This window comes from Bradyrhizobium sp. BR14999 (assembly GCF_056106085.1).
This window is the reverse complement of sequence record NZ_CM148536.1, coordinates 8,331,565-8,351,067: the sequence shown is the minus strand read 5'-3', so window position 1 is coordinate 8,351,067 and position 19,503 is coordinate 8,331,565. Positions and strand designations below refer to the sequence as shown.

Annotated in this window: 20 protein-coding genes and 1 tRNA gene; 9 read left to right on the top strand and 12 right to left on the bottom strand. The window is 64.0% G+C overall.

The features are described from left to right. Positions 1-71: 71 nt before the first annotated feature. From ACR9YP_RS38890 to trxB, 5 genes are all read right to left on the bottom strand, one after another. Positions 72-254, bottom strand: a complete 183-nt coding sequence (locus ACR9YP_RS38890) for a hypothetical protein (RefSeq protein ID WP_438110546.1) — start codon at positions 252-254, stop codon at positions 72-74. Between the two features lie 91 nt (positions 255-345). Beyond that, complete coding sequence (locus tag ACR9YP_RS38885; protein WP_164934661.1) at positions 346-495, bottom strand: hypothetical protein; 150 nt, start codon at positions 493-495, stop codon at positions 346-348. Positions 496-788: 293 nt separating this feature from the next. Next, the gene (gene dapA, locus ACR9YP_RS38880) at positions 789-1,697 is read right to left on the bottom strand and encodes a 4-hydroxy-tetrahydrodipicolinate synthase (RefSeq protein ID WP_438105062.1); all 909 of its coding nucleotides are present in this window, start codon (positions 1,695-1,697) and stop codon (positions 789-791) included. Between the two features lie 447 nt (positions 1,698-2,144). Next, on the bottom strand, positions 2,145-3,068 hold the full coding sequence (locus ACR9YP_RS38875) for a LysR family transcriptional regulator (RefSeq protein WP_027575284.1): 924 nt from the start codon (positions 3,066-3,068) through the stop codon (positions 2,145-2,147). Between the two features lie 4 nt (positions 3,069-3,072). Then, positions 3,073-4,038 (bottom strand): thioredoxin-disulfide reductase, encoded by a 966-nt coding sequence (gene trxB / locus ACR9YP_RS38870; protein WP_370986257.1) that lies wholly within the window; start codon positions 4,036-4,038, stop codon positions 3,073-3,075. A gap of 267 nt (positions 4,039-4,305) precedes the next feature. Here trxB and ACR9YP_RS38865 point away from each other — a divergent pair, with 267 nt between their 5' ends. Beyond that, entirely contained in the window at positions 4,306-4,785 is a 480-nt protein-coding gene (locus ACR9YP_RS38865; protein ID WP_091886563.1) for an Lrp/AsnC family transcriptional regulator, read from the top strand. A 226-nt stretch (positions 4,786-5,011) separates the two neighbouring features. On the opposite strand, the gene greA is transcribed toward ACR9YP_RS38865, so the two are convergent. The 3 genes from greA to ACR9YP_RS38850 form a co-directional block, all read right to left on the bottom strand. Then, a complete protein-coding gene (gene greA / locus ACR9YP_RS38860; RefSeq protein WP_027525218.1) occupies positions 5,012-5,485 on the bottom strand; it encodes a transcription elongation factor GreA in 474 nt (157 codons plus the stop codon). A 229-nt stretch (positions 5,486-5,714) separates the two neighbouring features. Beyond that, entirely contained in the window at positions 5,715-9,179 is a 3,465-nt protein-coding gene (carB, locus tag ACR9YP_RS38855) for a carbamoyl-phosphate synthase large subunit (RefSeq protein WP_474218547.1), read from the bottom strand. A gap of 142 nt (positions 9,180-9,321) precedes the next feature. Beyond that, positions 9,322-10,491 carry an MFS transporter gene (locus ACR9YP_RS38850; protein ID WP_438105057.1) on the bottom strand — a complete coding sequence of 390 codons (1,170 nt, stop codon included), beginning with the start codon at positions 10,489-10,491 and terminating at the stop codon, positions 9,322-9,324. Positions 10,492-10,600: 109 nt separating this feature from the next. Here ACR9YP_RS38850 and ACR9YP_RS38845 point away from each other — a divergent pair, with 109 nt between their 5' ends. Continuing rightward, complete coding sequence (locus ACR9YP_RS38845; RefSeq protein WP_438105056.1) at positions 10,601-10,972, top strand: ArsR/SmtB family transcription factor; 372 nt, start codon at positions 10,601-10,603, stop codon at positions 10,970-10,972. 112 nt (positions 10,973-11,084) lie between these two features. Here the strand turns inward: ACR9YP_RS38845 and ACR9YP_RS38840 are convergent. Together ACR9YP_RS38840 and ACR9YP_RS38835 are read right to left on the bottom strand one after the other, a co-directional pair. Then, a tRNA-OTHER gene (locus ACR9YP_RS38840) sits at positions 11,085-11,160 on the bottom strand. A gap of 54 nt (positions 11,161-11,214) precedes the next feature. Beyond that, the gene (locus ACR9YP_RS38835) at positions 11,215-11,916 is read right to left on the bottom strand and encodes a class I SAM-dependent methyltransferase (RefSeq protein WP_474218546.1); all 702 of its coding nucleotides are present in this window, start codon (positions 11,914-11,916) and stop codon (positions 11,215-11,217) included. 115 nt (positions 11,917-12,031) lie between these two features. Here ACR9YP_RS38835 and ACR9YP_RS38830 point away from each other — a divergent pair, with 115 nt between their 5' ends. Next, positions 12,032-12,556 carry a Dps family protein gene (locus ACR9YP_RS38830; RefSeq protein ID WP_438105054.1) on the top strand — a complete coding sequence of 175 codons (525 nt, stop codon included), beginning with the start codon at positions 12,032-12,034 and terminating at the stop codon, positions 12,554-12,556. 158 nt (positions 12,557-12,714) lie between these two features. On the opposite strand, the gene ACR9YP_RS38825 is transcribed toward ACR9YP_RS38830, so the two are convergent. Further along, a complete protein-coding gene (locus ACR9YP_RS38825) occupies positions 12,715-13,236 on the bottom strand; it encodes a cupin domain-containing protein (RefSeq protein ID WP_438105053.1) in 522 nt (173 codons plus the stop codon). Between the two features lie 209 nt (positions 13,237-13,445). Beyond that, positions 13,446-14,636: a glutamine-hydrolyzing carbamoyl-phosphate synthase small subunit gene (gene carA, locus ACR9YP_RS38820; RefSeq protein ID WP_438105051.1), complete on the bottom strand. Its 1,191-nt coding sequence runs from the start codon at positions 14,634-14,636 to the stop codon at positions 13,446-13,448. Between the two features lie 226 nt (positions 14,637-14,862). On the opposite strand from carA, the gene ACR9YP_RS38815 reads away from it, so the two are divergent. The 6 genes from ACR9YP_RS38815 to ACR9YP_RS38790 all read left to right on the top strand — a co-directional run bounded on the left by ACR9YP_RS38815 (position 14,863) and on the right by ACR9YP_RS38790 (position 19,487). Then, positions 14,863-15,318: a GatB/YqeY domain-containing protein gene (locus ACR9YP_RS38815; protein ID WP_438105049.1), complete on the top strand. Its 456-nt coding sequence runs from the start codon at positions 14,863-14,865 to the stop codon at positions 15,316-15,318. 281 nt (positions 15,319-15,599) lie between these two features. After that, positions 15,600-17,210, top strand: a complete 1,611-nt coding sequence (locus ACR9YP_RS38810) for an acyl-CoA synthetase (RefSeq protein ID WP_438110545.1) — start codon at positions 15,600-15,602, stop codon at positions 17,208-17,210. A 9-nt stretch (positions 17,211-17,219) separates the two neighbouring features. Next, entirely contained in the window at positions 17,220-17,687 is a 468-nt protein-coding gene (locus tag ACR9YP_RS38805) for a MarR family winged helix-turn-helix transcriptional regulator (RefSeq protein WP_438105047.1), read from the top strand. A gap of 82 nt (positions 17,688-17,769) precedes the next feature. Then, positions 17,770-18,138: a nuclear transport factor 2 family protein gene (locus ACR9YP_RS38800; protein ID WP_438105045.1), complete on the top strand. Its 369-nt coding sequence runs from the start codon at positions 17,770-17,772 to the stop codon at positions 18,136-18,138. Positions 18,139-18,140: 2 nt separating this feature from the next. Further along, positions 18,141-18,584 (top strand): hypothetical protein, encoded by a 444-nt coding sequence (locus ACR9YP_RS38795; protein WP_438105044.1) that lies wholly within the window; start codon positions 18,141-18,143, stop codon positions 18,582-18,584. A gap of 129 nt (positions 18,585-18,713) precedes the next feature. Beyond that, a complete protein-coding gene (locus ACR9YP_RS38790; protein ID WP_438105042.1) occupies positions 18,714-19,487 on the top strand; it encodes a DUF2189 domain-containing protein in 774 nt (257 codons plus the stop codon). Positions 19,488-19,503 lie beyond the last annotated feature (16 nt).

Genomic DNA, 19,503 nt, shown 5'->3' with positions numbered 1-19,503 from the left:
CATTCATTTCCCCGGACGAAAACGCGCGGACGAGCCGCGCGTTTTGCGTTTTTCGGGTCTGCTGAAGGAGGCTACGCCACCATCAGCATGTAGAACACGATGACCGGCGAAAGGCTCAGGATCACCGACCAGATGCCGGCGGCCCAGAGAATGTCCTCGGTGGTAAAGCTCTGCTGTCCGGCGTCGTAATGCGACGCCATCTCACTATGATTATTCACAAACGCCCCCGCGATTTCTTCGCTTATGGGCGTCAGTGATACGCGGGATGTTTTAAGATTCCGGGGCGCAGCTAGCTGCACATTTGAACACAGCTGCTACCACGGGTTAACCATCCGCGCCGCGCTGTCAGCCCGCCAGCCAGACGCGAAACAGCAGCACCGGCATCAGGCCGAGCATCACCGCCCAGAACCCGAACGACGACACCACCAGAATTCCCTGCAAGAGATCGGCCGGCGCGAATTGGCTCGCGGCCGTAGGCCGGGTGCGATGTCCCATGGTCGTTCCCCCTTTGGAAGGTCTTGGACAGAAACGATAGGCGCGGTTGGGTAAACGAGGCGTGGATGCACCATGCGGCGAATGCGAAGGGGGTGTGGGGTGGGATTAACCACGGGCGCCTCTTACCCTCCCCTGGAGGGGGAGGGTCGCTCCGCATGAAGCGAAGCGAAATGCGGAGCGGGGTGGGGTGATCTCTCTACACAGGCAGTGTTCGATGCCGAGAGACCGTCACCCCACCCCGCTCGCGCTGCGCGCGATCGACCCTCCCCCTCCAGGGGAGGGTAAATGAAGCCCTACGCCGCGACTTTCATTCGTCGCTCGATCTCGCGATCGATCGTTGCGGCGAGCTCGCTGCTCACTTCCACCATCGGCAGGCGCACTTCGGGGCTGTCGATGAGGCCGCTGCGCCACAGCCAGTACTTCGCCGGCGCGGGGCTTGGTTCGGCGAAAAGCAGCCGCGTCAGCTCGGCGACCTCCTGCCAGCGCGCCTGCGCGGCGTCGTGGTTGCCGCGCTTGAGCTCCGCATACACGGCCGCAAATGTCGCGGTCTCGACATGGGCGGACAGCACGATGCCGCCGTCGGCGCCGTCGGTGAGCGCCTCGAAATAATTTGCGTCCTCGCCGGTGAGCACGCGAAATTCCTTCGGCCGGTCGCGCAGCAGCGCGATCGATTGCTCGCGGCTCGAGCCGCAATCCTTGAGGCCGACGATGTTCTTGTGTTCGGCGAGCCGCAGCAGCGTCTGGTTGGTGATGTTCACCGAGGTGCGATAGGGAATGTTGTAGAGCGCAATCGGCCAGGCGGCGTGATCGGCGAGCGCCTCGAAATGCGCCAGCAGCCCGCGCTGCGACGGCCGCACATAGTAAGGGCTCGCGATCAGGTAGCCGTCGATCGGCCAGTCCGCGGTTTCATCGAGGCGATCCATCAGGCGCGAGGTGTCCGCGCCTGACAGTCCGAGGCAGATCGGCAAGGTGCGGCGGCCCGCCGCCATCTCGTCGCGGACGATGGCGACGAGGCGCTCGAGCTCAGTGTCGCGCAGCGTCATGCCTTCACCCGAGGTCGCCCCCAGGATGAAGCCGTCGACGGCCTGTGTGCCGTAGTGCCGTGTCAGCCGCCGCAATGATGTCTCGTCGAGACGTCCGTTGCGAAACGGCGTCACCAGCGGCAGCCACAGCCCGTGCAATTGGTCTCGTAGTCCGGTCATGTTTCAATCTCCTTCTCGGAAAAAAAACCTGAGACGGAGGGCACATGAAAAAACCCCGTCCAGGCGGCGGGGTTTTCGGGATCAGCTCGCGATGACGAAGTCAGCCTAGCGCGCGCAACATTCCGAGGTCCCCAGATGGGGGCCTTTTTTCGAAACGAGTGCGCACGACTTCGTGATCATTTGCAAATGATGCGGGGTATGCCTGGAACTGTCAATACACGCGGAAGGCGAAGCACCATTTTGACGAAAAAAAGCCGGACCCGAAGGCCCGGCTTAGGTATTGGCCACGTGAGGCCGACACAATCACCTTCCAAGAGGGATTACTGAACTCCCGCGCCACTGGAGGAGGGGGACAAATGCGCAACGCGAAGGCTCAGCGTGCAAACAGTATGAGCTTGACGAGCGCCCTGCAGCAACAGCCGAGGCCGCATGTCAGTCATGCGGAAATCAGGACGGCCAGCGCTGCGCCTTGCTCACCACGAAGTCGCGGAACACCTGCACGCGTGCGACCGTCTTCAACTCCTCGGGATAGACGAAATAGGTATCGAGCTGGATCGAATCCGATTCACCGAACAGCTGCACGAGCTTGCTCTGCTCCTCGACGAGGTAGTCGGGCAGGGCGGCGATGCCGAGGCCCTGCTGGCAGGCGCGCACGAGACCGAGGATGTTGTTGACCTTGAAATAGGCTTCGCGCGGCCCCGACCCGTTGCGACCGGCTTCGACCAGCCAGTTGCGGTTCTGCAGATGCGGCGCGAAGTTGCCGTCGGCAAGCGTGATGATGCGATGAGAGTCGAGCTCCTCCAGCGTGCGCGGCGTGCCGAAGCGCTTGATGTATTCCGGCGAGCAATAGGCGTGGAAGCCCATCGCGAACAGCTTGCGCTGGATGAGATCGGGCTGCGTCGGCTTGCGGGTGCGGATCGCGACGTCGGCCTCGCGCATCGACAAATCGAGCTCCTCATCGGTGACGATCAGCGAGATCCGGATCTCGGGATAGAGCGCAGTGAACTCGCCGAGCCGCGGGATCAGCCAGTTGATGCCGACGCCGGGCGTCGTGGTGATCTTGAGGTCGCCGCTCGGCCGCTCGCGGCTGTCGGTCAGCTTGGCGCGCGCCGCCTGCAGCTGCATGAATACGTCATGCGCAGTGCGGAACAGCAGGTCGCCCTGCTCGGTGAGGATCAGGCCGCGGGCGTGGCGGTGGAACAACGAGACCGAGAGCTCCTGCTCCAGCGCCGAGACCTGGCGTGACACCGCCGATTGCGACAGGCCGAGCTGCTCGCCCGCATGCGTGAAGCTGCCCGCTTCCGCCGCCGCGTGAAACACCTTCAGCTTGTCCCAGTCCATATCCGTAAATCCGTCGCGTGTTCGGGGCATGATTCTATTCCGCTGCGGCGCGCTCGCTGGCGCGCAGGGCCAAGAAACGTTCGGCTTCGAGCGCTGCCATGCAGCCGAGGCCGGCGGCCGTCACGGCCTGGCGATAGGTCTCGTCGGCGACGTCGCCGGCGGCGAACAGGCCGGGCACCGAGGTGGCGGTCGAGTTCGGGGCGACCTCGACATAGCCCGACGGTTTGAGCTTGACTTGGCCTTTGACGAGTTCGGTCGCCGGCGCGTGGCCGATGGCGATGAAGATGCCGTCGGTCTTCAGGTCCCTGCGCGCGCCGGTCTTGACGTTCTTGAGGCGGACATGGGTGACCTTGTTCGGGTTCTCGGTGCCGCAGATCTCGTCGACGGCTGAGTCCCAGACCACCTTGATCTTCGGGTGCTTGAACAAACGCTCCTGCAGGATGCGCTCGGCGCGGAAGTGATCGCGACGATGCACGATGGTAACCTGCGAGGCATGGTTGGTGAGGTACAGGGCTTCCTCGACCGCGCTGTTGCCGCCGCCGACCACCACGACTTCCTTGTTGCGGTAGAAGAAGCCGTCGCAGGTGGCGCAGGCTGACACGCCGCCGCCCTGGAATTTCGCTTCGGAGGGCAGCCCGAGCCAGCGCGCCTGGGCGCCGGTGGCGAGGATGACGGTGTCGGCGAGATAGACATCGCCGCTGTCGCAGGTAAGGCGGAACGGCCGCTGCGCGGTCTCGAGCTTGGTGACCAGGTCGGTGACGATCGTGGTGCCGACATGGACCGCCTGCTTCTCCATCTGCTCCATCAGCCAGGGGCCCTGGATCACGTCGGCGAAGCCCGGATAGTTCTCGACGTCGGTGGTGATGGTGAGCTGGCCGCCCGGCTGGATGCCCTGGATCAGGATCGGCTCGAGCATCGCACGCGCGGCGTAGATCGCCGCCGTGTAGCCGGCAGGGCCGGAGCCAATGATGATGACCTTTGCATGAACAGGAGCGGACATTTCGATGGACGCCTTTCACGGGGGATTTTGCAGCGCGGGCGCGGAACGTGCCGGGAGGCCTCGCGGAGGCGCTGAAATATCAGAGCTAATCTAAGCCTTCTGGTGAGCTATGCAAGAATTGCATTCCCTGTCGGCGGATTTTTCCAACAAGGAACAAAAGTCGATTGCGCTGCACGCGCAATAAAATTGCGCTGCGCGCGTGGACTGGGGTATGACGATTGCGACAAACCACCCAATACCGCCGCAAAGGGCAGGAGTTCCAATCACGTGTCGCGGAACCTAGACGAGATCGACCTGAAGATTCTCACCGAGATTCAGGCCGACGGTCGAATCACGAATGTCGAACTGGCCAAGCGCGTCGGCATCTCGCCGCCACCCTGCCTGCGCCGCGTCCGGGCGCTGGAGGAGGAGGGCTACATCCACGGCTATAGGGGCCTCCTGGACGCCCGCAAGCTCGGCTTCGACGTCACCGTGTTCGCGGCCGTACACCTGTCCAGCCAGGCCGAGACGGATTTGCGCGCCTTCGAGGAATTCGTCCGCGCCGAGCCCTTGGTGCGGGAATGCTGGATGCTGTCGGGCGAGGTCGATTTCATCCTGAAATGCGTCGCCCCCGACATGGCGACCTTCCAGGATTTCGTCACCCACCTGACCGCCGCGCCCCATGTCCGCAACGTGCGCACGTCGCTGGTTCTGCATAATTCGAAATACGAGGCGGCGGTGCCGCTGGACGTGAAGGGACGAAGGTAGCGCCTGCTCCATCATTGCGAGCCAACGGGTCCGCGCGAAGCGCGGCCCGATGACAGGCTCCGCGAAGCAATCCAGAGTCTTCCGCGGAGGCAGTCTGGATTGCTTCGCTCCGCTCGCAATGACGAGTGGAGAGAGCGCGAATTCATCTCGGGCACCGAGCAGACACAAAAAAGGCCGCGCAGTGCGCGGCCTTTTTCGAAACGTCGTCACAGGCAACGGCAAATCCTTACCGCCACTCCACCTTGGTGATCTCATACGCCTTGGCGCCGCCCGGCGTGTTGACCTCGACGGAGGCGCCCTTCTTCTTGCCGATCAGTGCGCGGGCGAGCGGCGAGGTGATGGAGATGCGGCCCTTCTTGGCGTCGGCCTCGACCTCGCCGACGATCTGCCACACCGTCTTCTTCTCGGTGTCCTCGTCGACCAGCGTCACGGTGGCGCCGAACTTGATGGTGTCGCCGGAGAGTTTCGAGATGTCGATGATGTCGGCGCGCGCGAGCTTGTCCTCGAGCTCGGCGATGCGGCCTTCATTGTGGGACTGCTCTTCCTTCGCGGCATGATATTCCGCGTTCTCCGACAGGTCTCCGTGCGAGCGCGCCTCCGCGATATGCTCGATGATCCGCGGACGATCCACGGACTGGCGATGCTTCAATTCTTCCCCGAGCGCGGCAAATCCGGCCGAAGTCATCGGAACCTTTTCCATCTTCTCTCTCGTCCTTCGGTCGCGCGTCCCAGAACATGAATGAGCGCCCAACCTTGATTCGTCGGTCTTTCCGGGGCTCGACACGCGGGCCGCCGGACGTTGACAGATATGGGCTTAGCGTCGGAACAGAACACCCCCATGGCCGGACAGTTCCTCCGGCCATTGTGGCTTCATTGCCAATCACTTAGCGGAAAGCTTGAGCCCTCAAGGCTTGGCCCCCCGCTAGCGATCAGGTTTCCGAAAAGTAGCTCTGCAGGGTACGAACCTCAAGGTCCCCGCCAAGATAGGCGCGGATGCCCTGCGCGGCCGCTACGGCCCCGGAAAGAGTGGTGTAATACGGCACTTTATGCAAGAGGGCCGCGCGCCGCAGCGAGCGGCTGTCGGCGAGCGCCTGCGGGCCTTCGGTGGTGTTTAAGACGAGCTGGACGTCGCCATTGGTGATGGCGTCGACGATGTGCGGCCGGCCCTCCAGCACCTTGTTCACCTTCTCGGTCGGGATGCCCTGATCGGTCAGGAAGCGCTGAGTGCCCGACGTCGCCAGCACCTTGAAGCCGAGCGAATGCAACTCGCGAACGGCGTCGGCGATGCGCGTCTTGTCGCTCTCGCGAACCGAGACGAACACCGTGCCCTTGCGCGGCACCCGCGTGCCGCCGCCGAGCTGGCTCTTGGCGAACGCCACCGCAAACGAGCGGTCGATGCCCATCACTTCGCCGGTCGAACGCATCTCGGGGCCGAGCACCGTGTCGACGCCGGGGAAGCGGGCGAAGGGGAAGACCGATTCCTTGACGCCGACGTGCTTGAGCTCTGCCTTCTTCAGCTTGAAGTCGTCGAGCCTCTCGCCGGCCATGATGCGCGCGGCGATCTTCGCGACCGGCGTGCCGATCACCTTGGCGACGAACGGCACTGTGCGCGAGGCGCGCGGATTGACTTCCAGCACGTAGATCTCGCCGTCCTTGATGGCGTATTGCACGTTCATCAGGCCGACCACGTCGAGGCCGAGCGCGAGCTCGCGGGTCTGTCGCTTCAGCTCCTCGATCATCCCGGCATCGAGCGAGTGCGGCGGCAGCGAGCAGGCGCTATCGCCGGAATGGATGCCGGCTTCCTCGATGTGCTCCATGATGCCGACGATGAAAGTGTCCTTGCCGTCGCAGAGGCAGTCGACGTCGACCTCGGTCGCATCCGACAGATAGCGGTCGAACAGCAGCGGGTTCTTGCCGAGCACGGTGTTGATCTGCCCGGTCTTGTCGTTGGGATAGCGCGCCTTGACGTCGGCCGGCACCAGCTCCGGCAGCGTGCCGAGCAGATAGTCGTTGAGCTGGTTCTCCTCGCGGATGATCTGCATGGCGCGGCCGCCGAGCACATAGGACGGGCGCACCACCAGCGGCAGGCCGAGATCGGCGGAGACGAGCCTCGCCTGCTCGACCGAATAAGCGATGCCGTTCTTCGGCTGCTTGAGCCTGAGCTTGTCGAGCACGCGCTTGAAGCGGTCGCGGTCCTCGGCAAGGTCGATGGCGTCCGGCGAGGTGCCGAGGATCGGCACTTCGGCGGCTTCCAGCGCGTGCGCCAGCTTCAGCGGGGTCTGACCGCCGAACTGCACGATCACGCCGTGCAGCGTGCCCTTGCTGCGCTCCTTGGCAATGATCTCCAGCACGTCCTCGGCGGTGAGCGGCTCGAAATAGAGCCGGTCGGCCGTGTCGTAGTCGGTCGACACGGTCTCCGGGTTGCAGTTGACCATGATGGATTCGTAGCCGGCGTCATGCAGCGCGAAGCAGGCGTGACAGCAGCAATAGTCGAACTCGATGCCCTGGCCGATGCGGTTCGGCCCGCCGCCGAGGATGATGACCTTCTTCATGTCGGACGGGGTGCTCTCGTCCGCAGGCGTGCCCGCAAACGGCGCCTCATAGGTCGAATACATATAGGCGGTGGGGGAGGCGAATTCGGCCGCGCAGGTGTCGATGCGCTTGTAGACGGGGCGAACGCCGAGCGCGTGGCGCTTCGCCGTCACCTCCGCTTCCGTCGTCTCGGCGAGCACCGCGAGGCGCGCATCGGAGAAGCCCATGGCCTTCAGGGTGCGCATGCCGAAGGCATTGCCAGGAAGGCCGTTCTTGCGAACCTTCTCCTCCATGTCGACGATGCCGCGCATTTCGCCGAGGAACCACGGATCGATCTTGCAGGAGTTGAAGATGTCCTCGTTCGACCAGCCGAGCCGCATCGCCTGGGCGACCTGGAGCAGCCGGTTCGGCGTCGGCGTGCCGAGTGCGGCGCGGATTGCGTTCTTGTCGTCGCCGCGGCCGAGCCCTTCGATCTCGATCTCGTCGAGGCCGGTCAATCCGGTCTCGAGCCCGCGCAAGGCCTTCTGAAGACTTTCCTGGAAGGTGCGGCCGATCGCCATGACTTCACCGACTGACTTCATCGAGGTCGTCAGCGTGGTGGAGGCACCCGGGAATTTCTCGAAGGCGAAGCGCGGCACCTTGGTGACGACGTAATCGATGGTCGGCTCGAACGAGGCCGGCGTGGCACCGCCGGTGATGTCGTTGGCGATCTCGTCGAGGGTGTAGCCGACCGCGAGCTTGGCGGCGACCTTTGCGATCGGAAAGCCGGTGGCCTTCGAGGCCAGTGCGGACGAGCGCGACACGCGCGGATTCATCTCGATGACGACCATGCGGCCGTCGTCGGGATTGACGCCGAACTGCACGTTGGAGCCGCCGGTCTCGACCCCGATCTCGCGCAGCACCGCCAGCGAGGCGTCGCGCATGATCTGGTATTCCTTGTCGGTCAACGTCAGCGCCGGCGCCACCGTGACGGAATCGCCGGTGTGCACGCCCATCGGATCGAGGTTCTCGATCGAACAGACGATGATGCAATTGTCCTTCTTGTCGCGCACCACCTCCATCTCGTACTCTTTCCAGCCGAGCACAGATTCTTCGATCAGCACTTCGTTGGTGGGCGATGCATCAAGGCCGCGTTCGATGATGTCGAGGAATTCCTCCTTGTTGTAGGCGATGCCGCCGCCGGTACCGCCCATCGTGAAGGAGGGACGGATGATCGCGGGCAGGCCGATCTCGGAGAGCGCCATCATCGCTTGGCCCAGCGCATATTCCTGATAGCGCTTGCGGCGGTCGCCTTCGCCGAGAGTCCATTGCCGGTCGAGCTCTTCGAGAGCCGCGCCCGACAGCTTCTCGCGTTCGGCGTGGTATTTGTCACGGAACGACTTCTTCAGTTCGGACGCGTTGGCGAGCCGCGACTTCGGCGTCTGCAGCCCAATCTTCTCCATGGCATTGCGGAAGAGCTGGCGGTCCTCGGCCTTGTCGATCGCGTCGGCGGTGGCGCCGATCATCTCGACGTCGAACTTCTCCAGCGTGCCCTGCCGGCGCAGCGACAGCGCGCAGTTCAGCGCGGTCTGGCCGCCCATGGTCGGCAACAGCGCGAAGCCGCCGGGAATGACGTGGCGTTCCTTCTCGATGATCTTGGCGACGATCTCGGGCGTGATCGGCTCGATATAGGTCGCATCGGCCAATTCCGGGTCGGTCATGATGGTGGCCGGGTTGGAATTGACGAGGACGATGCGATAGCCCTCTTCCTTCAGCGTCTTCACCGCCTGTGTGCCCGAATAGTCGAACTCGCAGGCCTGGCCGATCACGATGGGACCGGCGCCGATGATGAGGATGGTGGTGATGTCTGTACGTTTGGGCATCAACTCTCGCCGGACTGGAATTTGGGCACAAAAAAAGGGCGCGCTTGCCGCGCGTCCCCTTGTGCGAGAGCGCGGGGTCTCCCTCGCGCGCGGGTGGGTCTTAGACCAGTTTTCGGGGCGGCGAAACCCCGAAAAACGCCCATCAACCGGCAATTTTGACCGGTTTTGGCCGCGCCTGCCAGCCGCGGGCGAGGTGCACCAGAAGCGAGGCCGCAACGCTCGATCCGCCGATCCAGCCGAGGTCGTTGGGCGAGAGGGTGGCCAGCACCGCGCCGCCCAGCGCGCCGCCGATCGCGAAGCCGAGATACATCGCGGAAGCGTTGAGCGAGAGCGCGATCATCGAGGCCTGCGGCTCGATCCGGATGATGCTGGCGATCTGCGCCGGATAGAACGCCCAGCCCGAGAGGCCCCAGAGGAAGATCGCGCCCAGCACCGCATAATGCGCCTGTCCCGGCATCAGCTTCAGGACCAGCGAATGCAGGATCAGCGCGCTCGCCATGCCGGCGAGCCCGACGGTGGCGGTGGCGAGCGTGCCGAGCCGGTCGGCCAGGACGCCGCCGAGCATGTTGCCGATCGCGGCGGCGCCGCCGAACACCAGCAGCGCCAGGCTGATCTGCGAAGCATCGAAGCCGAGGCCGCGCAGCGGAATCGCGAAATAGGTGAACACGGTGAAGCCGCCGAGTGCCCAGAGAATGGTGATCACAAGCGCGACCAGCACGTTGCTGTGACGCGCTACCGCCAGCCGCTCGCTGAGCGAGGCCGTGTTGCGCGGCAGGCCTTTGGGCAGGCCGAGCAGGAGGCCTGCGAGCGCAACGGCGCTGATCAGCGCGACCATGGCAAAGGTCGCGCGCCAGCCGAGCAGGCTGCCGACGAGATTGCCCAGGGGAACGCCGATGACGGTCGCGACCGTGAGGCCCGAGGTGACGAGGGCCACCGCACGTCCGCGCCGTTCGGGCGAGGCCACCGCCACGGACACCGCGAGCGCCGTCGGCATGCACAGCCCGGAGCCCAGCGCCATCAGCATGCGCGAGGCCAGCAGCAGGGCGTAGTTGGATGCCACCATCGCGGCAAGGTTCCCGGCGATGAAGGTCGTCAGTGCCAGCGCCAGCACGGTGCGGCGGTCGATGTTGTTGAGCGTCACCGCCAGGATCGGCGAGCCCACGGCATAGGTGAGGGCGTAAGCCGTGACCAGTTGCCCGGCGGCGGAGACCGAAATCGTGAGGTCGGTGGCGATCGCGGGCAAAAGTCCTGCAATGACAAAGCCTTCCGTGCCAATCGCGAAGGCCGCCAGGGCCAGCCAGAACACGCTCATGGGAGAAATCCTTATGTTCAACGTTTATTGAACTATTGGTTGGCTTGATCCAAGAGTCAATTGGTTCAAGAACTATTGAACATCGCGGCCTTTTTGCTATGATTGATCCATGAGCCGCACGCCTCTTCATCCGACCCGCGAGCAGATCGAGCTGCCGATGGTCCTGGATTGCCTGAGCGATCCGATCCGATTGGCGATCGTCTATCAGCTCGCGCAGCAAGAACGTGTCAGCAGCGAACTCTGTTGTGGCGATTTCAGCGGCCTCGGCGGCAAGTCCAACCTCGCCTATCACTTCGCCAAGCTGCGCGAATGTGGGCTGATGCAGACCCGCGTGGCCGGAACCAACCGCTTCATGCGGCTGCGCCGCGAGGATCTGGACGCGCGCTTCCCCGGCCTGCTCGATGCCGTCATCAATTCCGCGGCGAGGGATGCCGGCCGGCTTCAGCTTCTGTCCGAGTGCGATCTGATTGAGGCAGATTGAGCCGCGGATACAGTCTGTCTACGTTTCCGCTTCGCTTCAGCTGCGCCGGACACGCTTCGCCCCTGCGGGCCTCACGTGGCTGCGCCACGCGTAGCCCCGCAGGGGCGAAGCGTGGAGACCCGGCCTGGATTTGAACCAGGATGAAGAGCGTTGCACCGCCCTCGCGTAGACGCTTCCGCCACCGGGCCAGGGCGATCATTACCGATTGCAGTGCGACAAGCCACAACGGCTGATTGTTATGCTTAACGAATAAGAGGCGGCCGCGCGACGAAGGTCATGCGCCAGCGATTGTGGCCGATATTGCTGTGTGCGCGCTGGACCACGAACCCGGCCGCGGTCAGCTTGGCGGTGATCTCCGCCTCGCTGTAGCGCTGCAGCCCGATGCGCGTGCGCAACTGGCGGTAATCCGACAGCGCGGTGCTGATCAGCCCGACCAGCGCGTCTTTCAGGAAACCGTGCCGCAGGCCGAAGCCGAGCAGCGCCATCACGTCCCTCACCATGCCGACATTGGGCTGGAGGATATCGCCGAGCACCAGCTTGCCGGAGGGTTTCAGGATCCGGCGGATGTTGAGGAGGGCGGCATCGAGCTCCTCCGGCGTCATGTATTGCGCGACCGAGTTCATCACGACGAGATCGACCGACTGGTCCTGCATCTTGCGGACATCGTCGAGCGAGCGGACACGGATCTTGGTGTTCGGGGCGAACCGCGCGATCAGTCGGCCGCGCACCCCGGGCGCGGGCTCCGCCAGGATCAGCGTGCCGCAGGCGGATGCCACCTGGTTCGCCGACAGCGCCTCGCCGCAGGCATAGTCCAGCACTACCGCCTCGGGCGAGGGGATATAGCCGATGATGTCCCGCGCAATGATCTGGAAGTGCAAGTCGCGATGCAGCTTGCTGACATAGATCGTATGCGTGGAGTCGTAATAATCGATCCAATCGTCCATGGTACTCGAGGGTCCCGGCCAAATGGTTCCGCTAAAAGGAACCGGCCCTGCCCGCCTTGCGTTAGGGGTGCGACGGCGCGCCGTCAATGTCCGCCTCCTAACAGGAAGGTCTCCCGTGAGCAAAACCAACAACAAGGTCTCGCCCGATCTCGACACCCCCACCGATCTGTCGCCCGATGGGGTCAAGAAGGTCTCGGAGGCGCTCAACGTGCTTCTGGCCGACGCGTTCGCGCTGTATCTCAAGACCAAGAATTTCCACTGGCACATCAGCGGCCGGCATTTCCGCGATTACCATTTGTTGCTCGACGAGCAGTCCGATCAGATCTTCGCCACCACCGACCAGCTCGCCGAGCGCGTCCGCAAGATCGGCGGCACCACGCTGAAGTCGATCGGCCAGGTCGCAAAGCTCCAGACCATCAAGGACAACAACGAGAACTACGTCCCGCCGCGCGAGATGCTGCGCGAGCTGATGCAGGACAACAAGCATGTCGCCGCTGCGATGCGCAAGGCACACGATGTTTGCGACGAAGCCGGCGATGTCGCCAGCGCCAGCATCCTCGAAATCTTCATCGACGAGACCGAGCGCCGCACCTGGTTCCTGTTCGAAGCGACACGGCAGGAAGGCAGCAACGCGGCGTAGGGGACGCAACTGCCGTAGGGTGGGCAAAGGCGCGCCATTGCGCGCCGTGCCCACCATCCATCCTTACGGTCGATGTGTTTGGTGGGCACGCTTCCGCCTTGGCTCTTCGAGCTACGGCGGACGAGTCGCTTTGCCCACCCTACGGCACCGCGTTTTGGCTACCGCCACAGCCGCATCAACGCGCCATCCTTGCCGGTCACGGGATCAGCCGGCGGCATCGCGACCTCGGGAATCGTCTTTAGCGCCTTGGCGTGGTTCTCCGGTGTGGCGCGCGTGATCTCCATCTTGGCGCCCGGCGGATAGGCGCCGATCACGCAGAAATCGTCGCTCGCCTTGATGCATTGGTGGCCGGTACCGGCCGGCAGGATCGCGACGTCGCCGGCCTTGATCTGTAGCTCCTGGCCATGATCGCCGCCGAAGCGGACGCGAGCGCTGCCGCGCGCAACGCCGAGCACCTCATGCACGGTCGAATGATAGTGCAGATAGTCGTAGACGCCGTTGCGCCAGGTGCCGCCCCAGCCGTTCGCTTCGAACAGCGCTTCGATGGTCTCCTCCGGATGCTCCGGATCGAGCTTCACCGCGCTCTGGTAAACCAGGAACGGGAGGATGTTGTTCGGCACGAGCCCGTCATCCTCGAACACGATGGCAAGCGGCTCGGCCTTGTCGCGGACGACGGACATGGTGGGACTCCGAGAAAAGAACGCGTGCTCGTTCAACCGGAGTCGCCCGCAATGCGTTCCGTTCGTGTCCCAGACGCGATGCAGCGCGCAGCGGTGCGTCGCTGAGCCGGGATCCAGAAAGCTCAGCGTGGGCCCCGGTTCAGCAGCGCATCACGCCGCGAAAAGCGGCGCGCTGTACTGCGCCCGGGGCACGAGAGCCGCAGTGTGCCTCAAGCGCTCTTCTTCTGCCGCATCAGCTCCGCGAACCGCTGGAACAGATAGTGCGAGTCGCGCGGGCCCGGGGATGCCTCGGGGTGGTACTGCACCGAGAACACCGGCTTGCCGTCGAGCTGGATGCCGCAATTGGAGCCGTCGAACAGCGAGATGTGGGTCTGCGTCGCGCCCCTCGGTAGCGTCGTCTCATCTACGGCAAAGCCGTGGTTCATCGAAGTGATCTCGACCTTGCCGGTGGTCTCGTCCTTGACGGGATGATTGGCGCCGTGATGGCCCTGATGCATCTTCTTGGTCTTGGCGCCGACGGCGAGGCCGAGCATCTGGTGACCGAGGCAAATGCCGAAGGTCGGCGTGCCCGACTTGATCACATCCCGGATGACGGGCACGGCATATTTACCGGTGGCGGCGGGATCGCCAGGGCCGTTCGACAGGAACACGCCGTCCGGCTTCATCGCCAAAATGTCTTCGGACGAGGTCGTCGCCGGCACCACCGTCACCTTGCAGCCGACGCCGGCGAGCAGGCGCAGGATGTTGCGCTTGATGCCGTAGTCGATGGCGACGACGTTGAACTCCGGCTCGTCCTGGCGGCCAAAACCCTTGTCCCACAGCCAGGGCGTCTCGTCCCAGGTGAAACGCTGGCCGGAGGTGACCATCGGCACGAGGTCCATGCCTTCGAGGCCCGGCCATTCGCGCGCCTCTTCCTTGAGGCCATGCAGGTCGAACTCGCCGCTCCTGGAATGCGCGATCACGGCGTTGGGCATGCCCTTCGAGCGGATCAGCGCGGTCAGCGCGCGGGTGTCGATGCCGGAGAGGCCGATGATGCCCCGGGCCCTCAGCCACTGGTCGAGATGCTTGGTGGCGCGGTAGTTCGAGGGATCGGTGATCGCGGTGCGCAGGATCACGCCGCGCGCGCCGGGCGTCGCCGCCATGTTCACCGTCTCGATGTCGTCCTCGTTGGTGCCGACATTGCCGATATGCGGGAAGGTGAAGGTGATGAGCTGGCCGGCATAGGAGGGATCGGTCAAAATCTCCTCATAGCCAGTCATCGCGGTGTTGAAGCAGACTTCACCGACGGCGTGGCCTTCGGCGCCGAGACCAAAGCCTTCGAGCACCGTGCCATCGGCAAGCACGAGGAGCGCGGTCGGTTTGTGGTCCGGCCAGGCAGGATCGTTGTCATGTTGTGTCATGAGCGCGTTTCATAGTCTGCGCAAACGCCGCCGTCAAAGCGGGAGAAGCCGGATTCACATGCGTTTTTGCATATTTGGCGGGCGGCTTCACGCACTTAAGCCGGAACTGGCAATTTTGAGCCATTTCGAGCCCTGGCAAGGAAACAATGCACCGGCGCCCGGTCCGGTATGGCCTCTTGCCCGCGAACGGCTTAGATCAGGCGCGACAGATTGAGAGGATCCGACCATGCTGCGCGACGACATCAACAATGCGGTCAAGGAGGCCATGAAGGCCAAGGACGAGCGCAAGCTGTCCACGCTGCGCATGGTCAACTCGACCATCAAGAATGCCGACATCGACGCTCGCGGCAGCGGCAAGCCGCCGCTGTCGGACGCCGACATCCTCGCCGTGTTGCAGAAGATGATCAAGCAGCGCCAGGAGGCGGTCGAGCTCTACGACAAGGGCGGCCGCGCCGAGCTCGCCGCTCAGGAACGCGAGGAGATCGCGGTGATCTCGGCGTACCTGCCGAAGCAGATGTCGGACGACGAGGTGAAAAAGGCGATCTCGGGTGCGATCGCTGAAACTGGTGCTGCCGGCATGAAGGACATGGGCAAGGTGATCGCAGTGTTGCGGGTGAAGTACGCCGGACAGATGGATTTCGGCAAGGCATCCGGCCTGGTGAAGGCCGCGCTGTCAGGCTAGCTCGTTCTTCCGCTCTCCCCTTTGTGGGAGAGGGTGGCATAGGCGGCCTTCGGCTGAGAACGCCGATGCTTTGTATCGGCTATGGCGAGGCGGGCGAGGGGTCTCTCTCCGCGAGTGAGCCTCTCACATTGGTTCGCGCGGATAGAGCCCCCTCATCCGGCGCTTCGCGCGTCATGCCCGGGCTTGTCCCGGGCATCCATGGCCTTAAACTGGTGGCAACGAACAAGAACGTGGATGGCCGGGACAAGCCCGGGCATGACGCCGACCGTGGAAACGACCCCATGCTCACCGAAGCCGCAACCTACGACGAGCTCTATCGCAATTTCCGCTGGGACATCCCCGCGCGCTTCAACATGGCGGCGGCGTGCTGCGATCGTCATGCCGATGGCACCGGCCGGCTCGCGCTGATCTATGTCGATGACAACGGCGCCACCACGCGCACGTCCTTTGACGAGGTTGCCGAGATGTCGCGCCGCTTCGCCAATGTGCTGACGGCGGATGGCCTCGCGCGCGGCGACCGCGTCGCGGTGTTCCTGTCGCAGTCGCTGGAGCTGCCGATCGTGCACATGGCGGCGTTCCGCGCAGGCCTGATCTCGATCCCGCTGTTCGCGCTGTTCGGCGAGGATGCGCTGGAATTCCGCCTGTCGAATTCCGAGGCCAAGGCGATCGTCACGGACGAGGGCGGCTGGGACAAGCTTGCAAAGATCCGCGATCGCCTGCCGGAGCTGAAGAATGTCTATGTCGTCGGCGAGCGCATTCCGCCAGGTGCGAAATCATTCTGGGACTCGGTCAAGGCTTCCTCGCCCGACTTCACGCGGGTCGACACCTCCGCCGATGATCCCGCGCTGATCATCTATACCTCGGGCACGACCGGAAACCCCAAGGGCGCCCTGCATGCGCACCGCGTCGTGCTCGGCCATCTGCCGAACGTCGAGATGTGCCACAACTTCCTGCCGCGGCCCGGCGATCTCATGTGGACGCCGGCGGACTGGGCCTGGATCGGCGGCCTCGTCAACGGCCTGCTGGCGTTCTGGTATCACGGCATTCCCCTGGTCGGTCATCGTGCGCGCAAATTCGAGCCACAGGCGGCGATGCAGATGATGGCGGACCTCGGCGTGCGTAACGTCTTCCTGCCGCCGACCGCGCTGAAGCTGATGCGGCAGGCCGGTGTGAAACATCCGGGTGTGAAGCTGCGCAGCATTTTTACCGGCGGTGAATCGCTCGGCGGTGAATTGCTCGGCTGGGTGCGCGACACCTTCGGCATCGATGCGCATGAAGTCTTCGGCCAGACCGAGTGCAATCTCGTGATCGGCAGCAACTCCAACCTGTTTCCGATCCGCCCCGGCGCGATGGGCAAGGCGACGCCGGGCTTCGACGTCCGCATCGTCAACGACAAGGGCGAAGAGCAGAAGCGCGGACAGCGCGGCATCATCGGCGTGCGCCAGCCATGTCCCGTCACCATGCTCGAATATTGGCGCAACCCGGAGGCGACGGCGAAGAAATATGCCGGCGAATTCCTGCTCACCGGCGATCTCGGCGTGCAGGATGAGGACGGCTATTTCTGGTATGTCAGCCGCGAGGACGACGTCATCACCACCGCCGGCTATCGCGTCGGCCCGTCCGAGATCGAGCACACGCTGATGAAGCATCCGTCGGTGGCGATGGCCGCCGTGGTCGGCATTCCCGATCCGATCCGCACCGAATCGATCAAGGCCTGGATCGTGCTGCGCCCCGGCTTTACCGGCAGCGACGCGCTCGCGCGCGAAATCCAGGAATTCGTGAAGGTGCAGCTCGCCGCTCACGAATATCCGCGCTTCGTCGCGTTCGCGGAGACGTTGCCGATGACCGCCACCGGCAAGGTGCTGCGGCGCGAGCTGCGGGCGAAAGGTTAGCTTCTGACAATGGCAAAGACGCCTCAAGCCGCGGGGCTTCACCGCGCCTCACTGCCGAAGTTGCACGATCTGGATGCCGCGCTGGAGCTGATGTATTACGGCTGGCGCGGCATGACGCTGGAGGCTGACGCATATCTTGCGAAGCAGGGCCTGTCGCGTCCGCACCACCGCATCCTCTACGTGGTGGCGCGCCGGCCCGATATCGCGATCGGGTCGCTGATCGAGATCCTCGGCATTTCCAAGCAAGCCCTCAACCGGCCGCTCAACCTGCTGCTGGAGCGCAAGCTCGTGACGTCGAAGCGTTCGCCGGAGCAGCATCGCTCCAAACTGCTGCGCCTCACGGCGGCGGGACAACGCATCGAGCAAAGGGCATCGGACCACGAACGCAAGGTGCTGCGCGAAGCGTTCGACCGCGTCGGCGCGCCGGGTACGGTGGCATGGATGGGCGTGATGGAGGCGATCGCCGACAACAACTGATCGAAATCTCAAGTCAATATAATTGACATGAGGTGCGGGCTTTGCCATTTTCCCGGCCAACGAGCCAGGGAGGGCGCCGGTCATGGGTGCACAGGCAATGAATCGCGCGACCATCGAACGATTTGTCGCGGCATGGTGCGCGAGCTGGTGCAGGGTCGATATCGATGCGGTCGTCGCGCATTTTGCCGACGATGCGCAGATGCGCAGTCCTCTCGCTCTCACCCTGACGGGCTCTCCACTCGTCACGGGCGCCGAGAACATCCGCGCCTATTGGCGCAAGGCCTATGGCCACATCGAGAGCGCCGACCTGAAGATCCTGGGCTGGAGCTGGGATGAGGCGATCGCGCGACTGACGGTGTGGTGGCAGCTTGGCGACACACGCGCCAGCGAGTTCATGGACTTCGACGATGCGGGCCGTGTGGTGCGCAGCGAAGCCTTTTACGGAAAATAGTCATGCGCTTTTCGGATATCGTTCTGCTCCTCAACACGCTCTGGTTCGTCGGCGCCTTCATCCAGTTCAGCATCGCCCAGCGCAACACGCTGAAGATCCTGTTGCCGCGGGAAGAACGTAGCAATCCGATCGCGCCGACCCTGGCGGCCAGCGTCGCGTTCCTTGGCGGGATGAATCTACCTATTGGACTGTTGTCGTTCTATCTTCTGGCCGCGCGTCCGTCCTTCTTCCAGCCGGTCGAGGCCCAGCTCGCGCTGTTCCTGTTCTTTGCCGCCTGCCATTTCAGCCAGTTCGCCTACAATCTTCCGGTCCTGATGCGCGGCGGCCGCGTCGGGGTGGCTTACTGGCCCGTGCTGAAAGGCCCGATGCTCAGGATCTTCGTCATCGACGCGGCTCTGTTCGTGGCCAATCTCGGTGTGGTGCTGCTGCTCACATCGCGCGCCTGACAAGCGCCAGTTTTCCGGTGGCGGATGGCGGTATCAGCCGACCGTCAACTCTTCCAATGCAAGGATCGCGAGAGCGAGCTAACATCAGCCCAACAACACGCGGCGAAGATCGCGTGAGGGAGGGAGCTGATGTCCATCTCGGGCAAGGTTGATCCGGTGGTGCGTCCGGTCGTGGCGACCGACATCGCCGAGGCGCTGGTCGAGGGCCTGCGCGATTTCCAGGCGCTGCCGCTCTACGGCCTCTGCTTCGGCGCGCTCTATGCCGCCGGCGGCATCGTCATCATGCTCTGCCTCACCGCGTTCGGCATGGTCTATCTGGTCTATCCCCTGGCGGCGGGCTTCGCGCTGATCGGGCCATTCGTCGCGATCGGTCTCTATGAGGTCAGCCGCCGCCGCGAGCGCGGCGAGCCCGTCTCCTTCGGCGCGATCTGGTCTGCCGTGCGCTCGCGCAGCGAAATCGGCTGGATGGCGTTCGTGACGCTGTTCGTGTTCGTGGTCTGGATGTACCAGGTGCGGCTCTTGATCGCGCTGCTGCTCGGCCTGCACGCCTCGTTCTCGAGCCTTCAGGAATTCATGACGGTGGTGCTGACGACCAACGAGGGCTTGCTGTTCCTCGCCATCGGCAACGCGGTCGGTGCCGTGCTGTCGCTGATCCTGTTCTCGTTGACCGTGGTGTCGTTTCCGCTGCTGCTCGACCGCGACGTCGATTTCGTCACGGCCATGGTGACGAGCGTGCGCGCGGTGGTGACGAGCCCGCTGCCGATGGTCTCATGGGCCGCGGTGATCGTGATGCTGCTGATCGTCTCGGCGCTGCCTTATTTTCTCGGCTTGATCGTGACGCTACCGGTGCTGGGGCATGCGACCTGGCATCTCTATCGGCGGCTTGTGGTGCCGATTCCATAGTCGTCCTGGCGAAAGC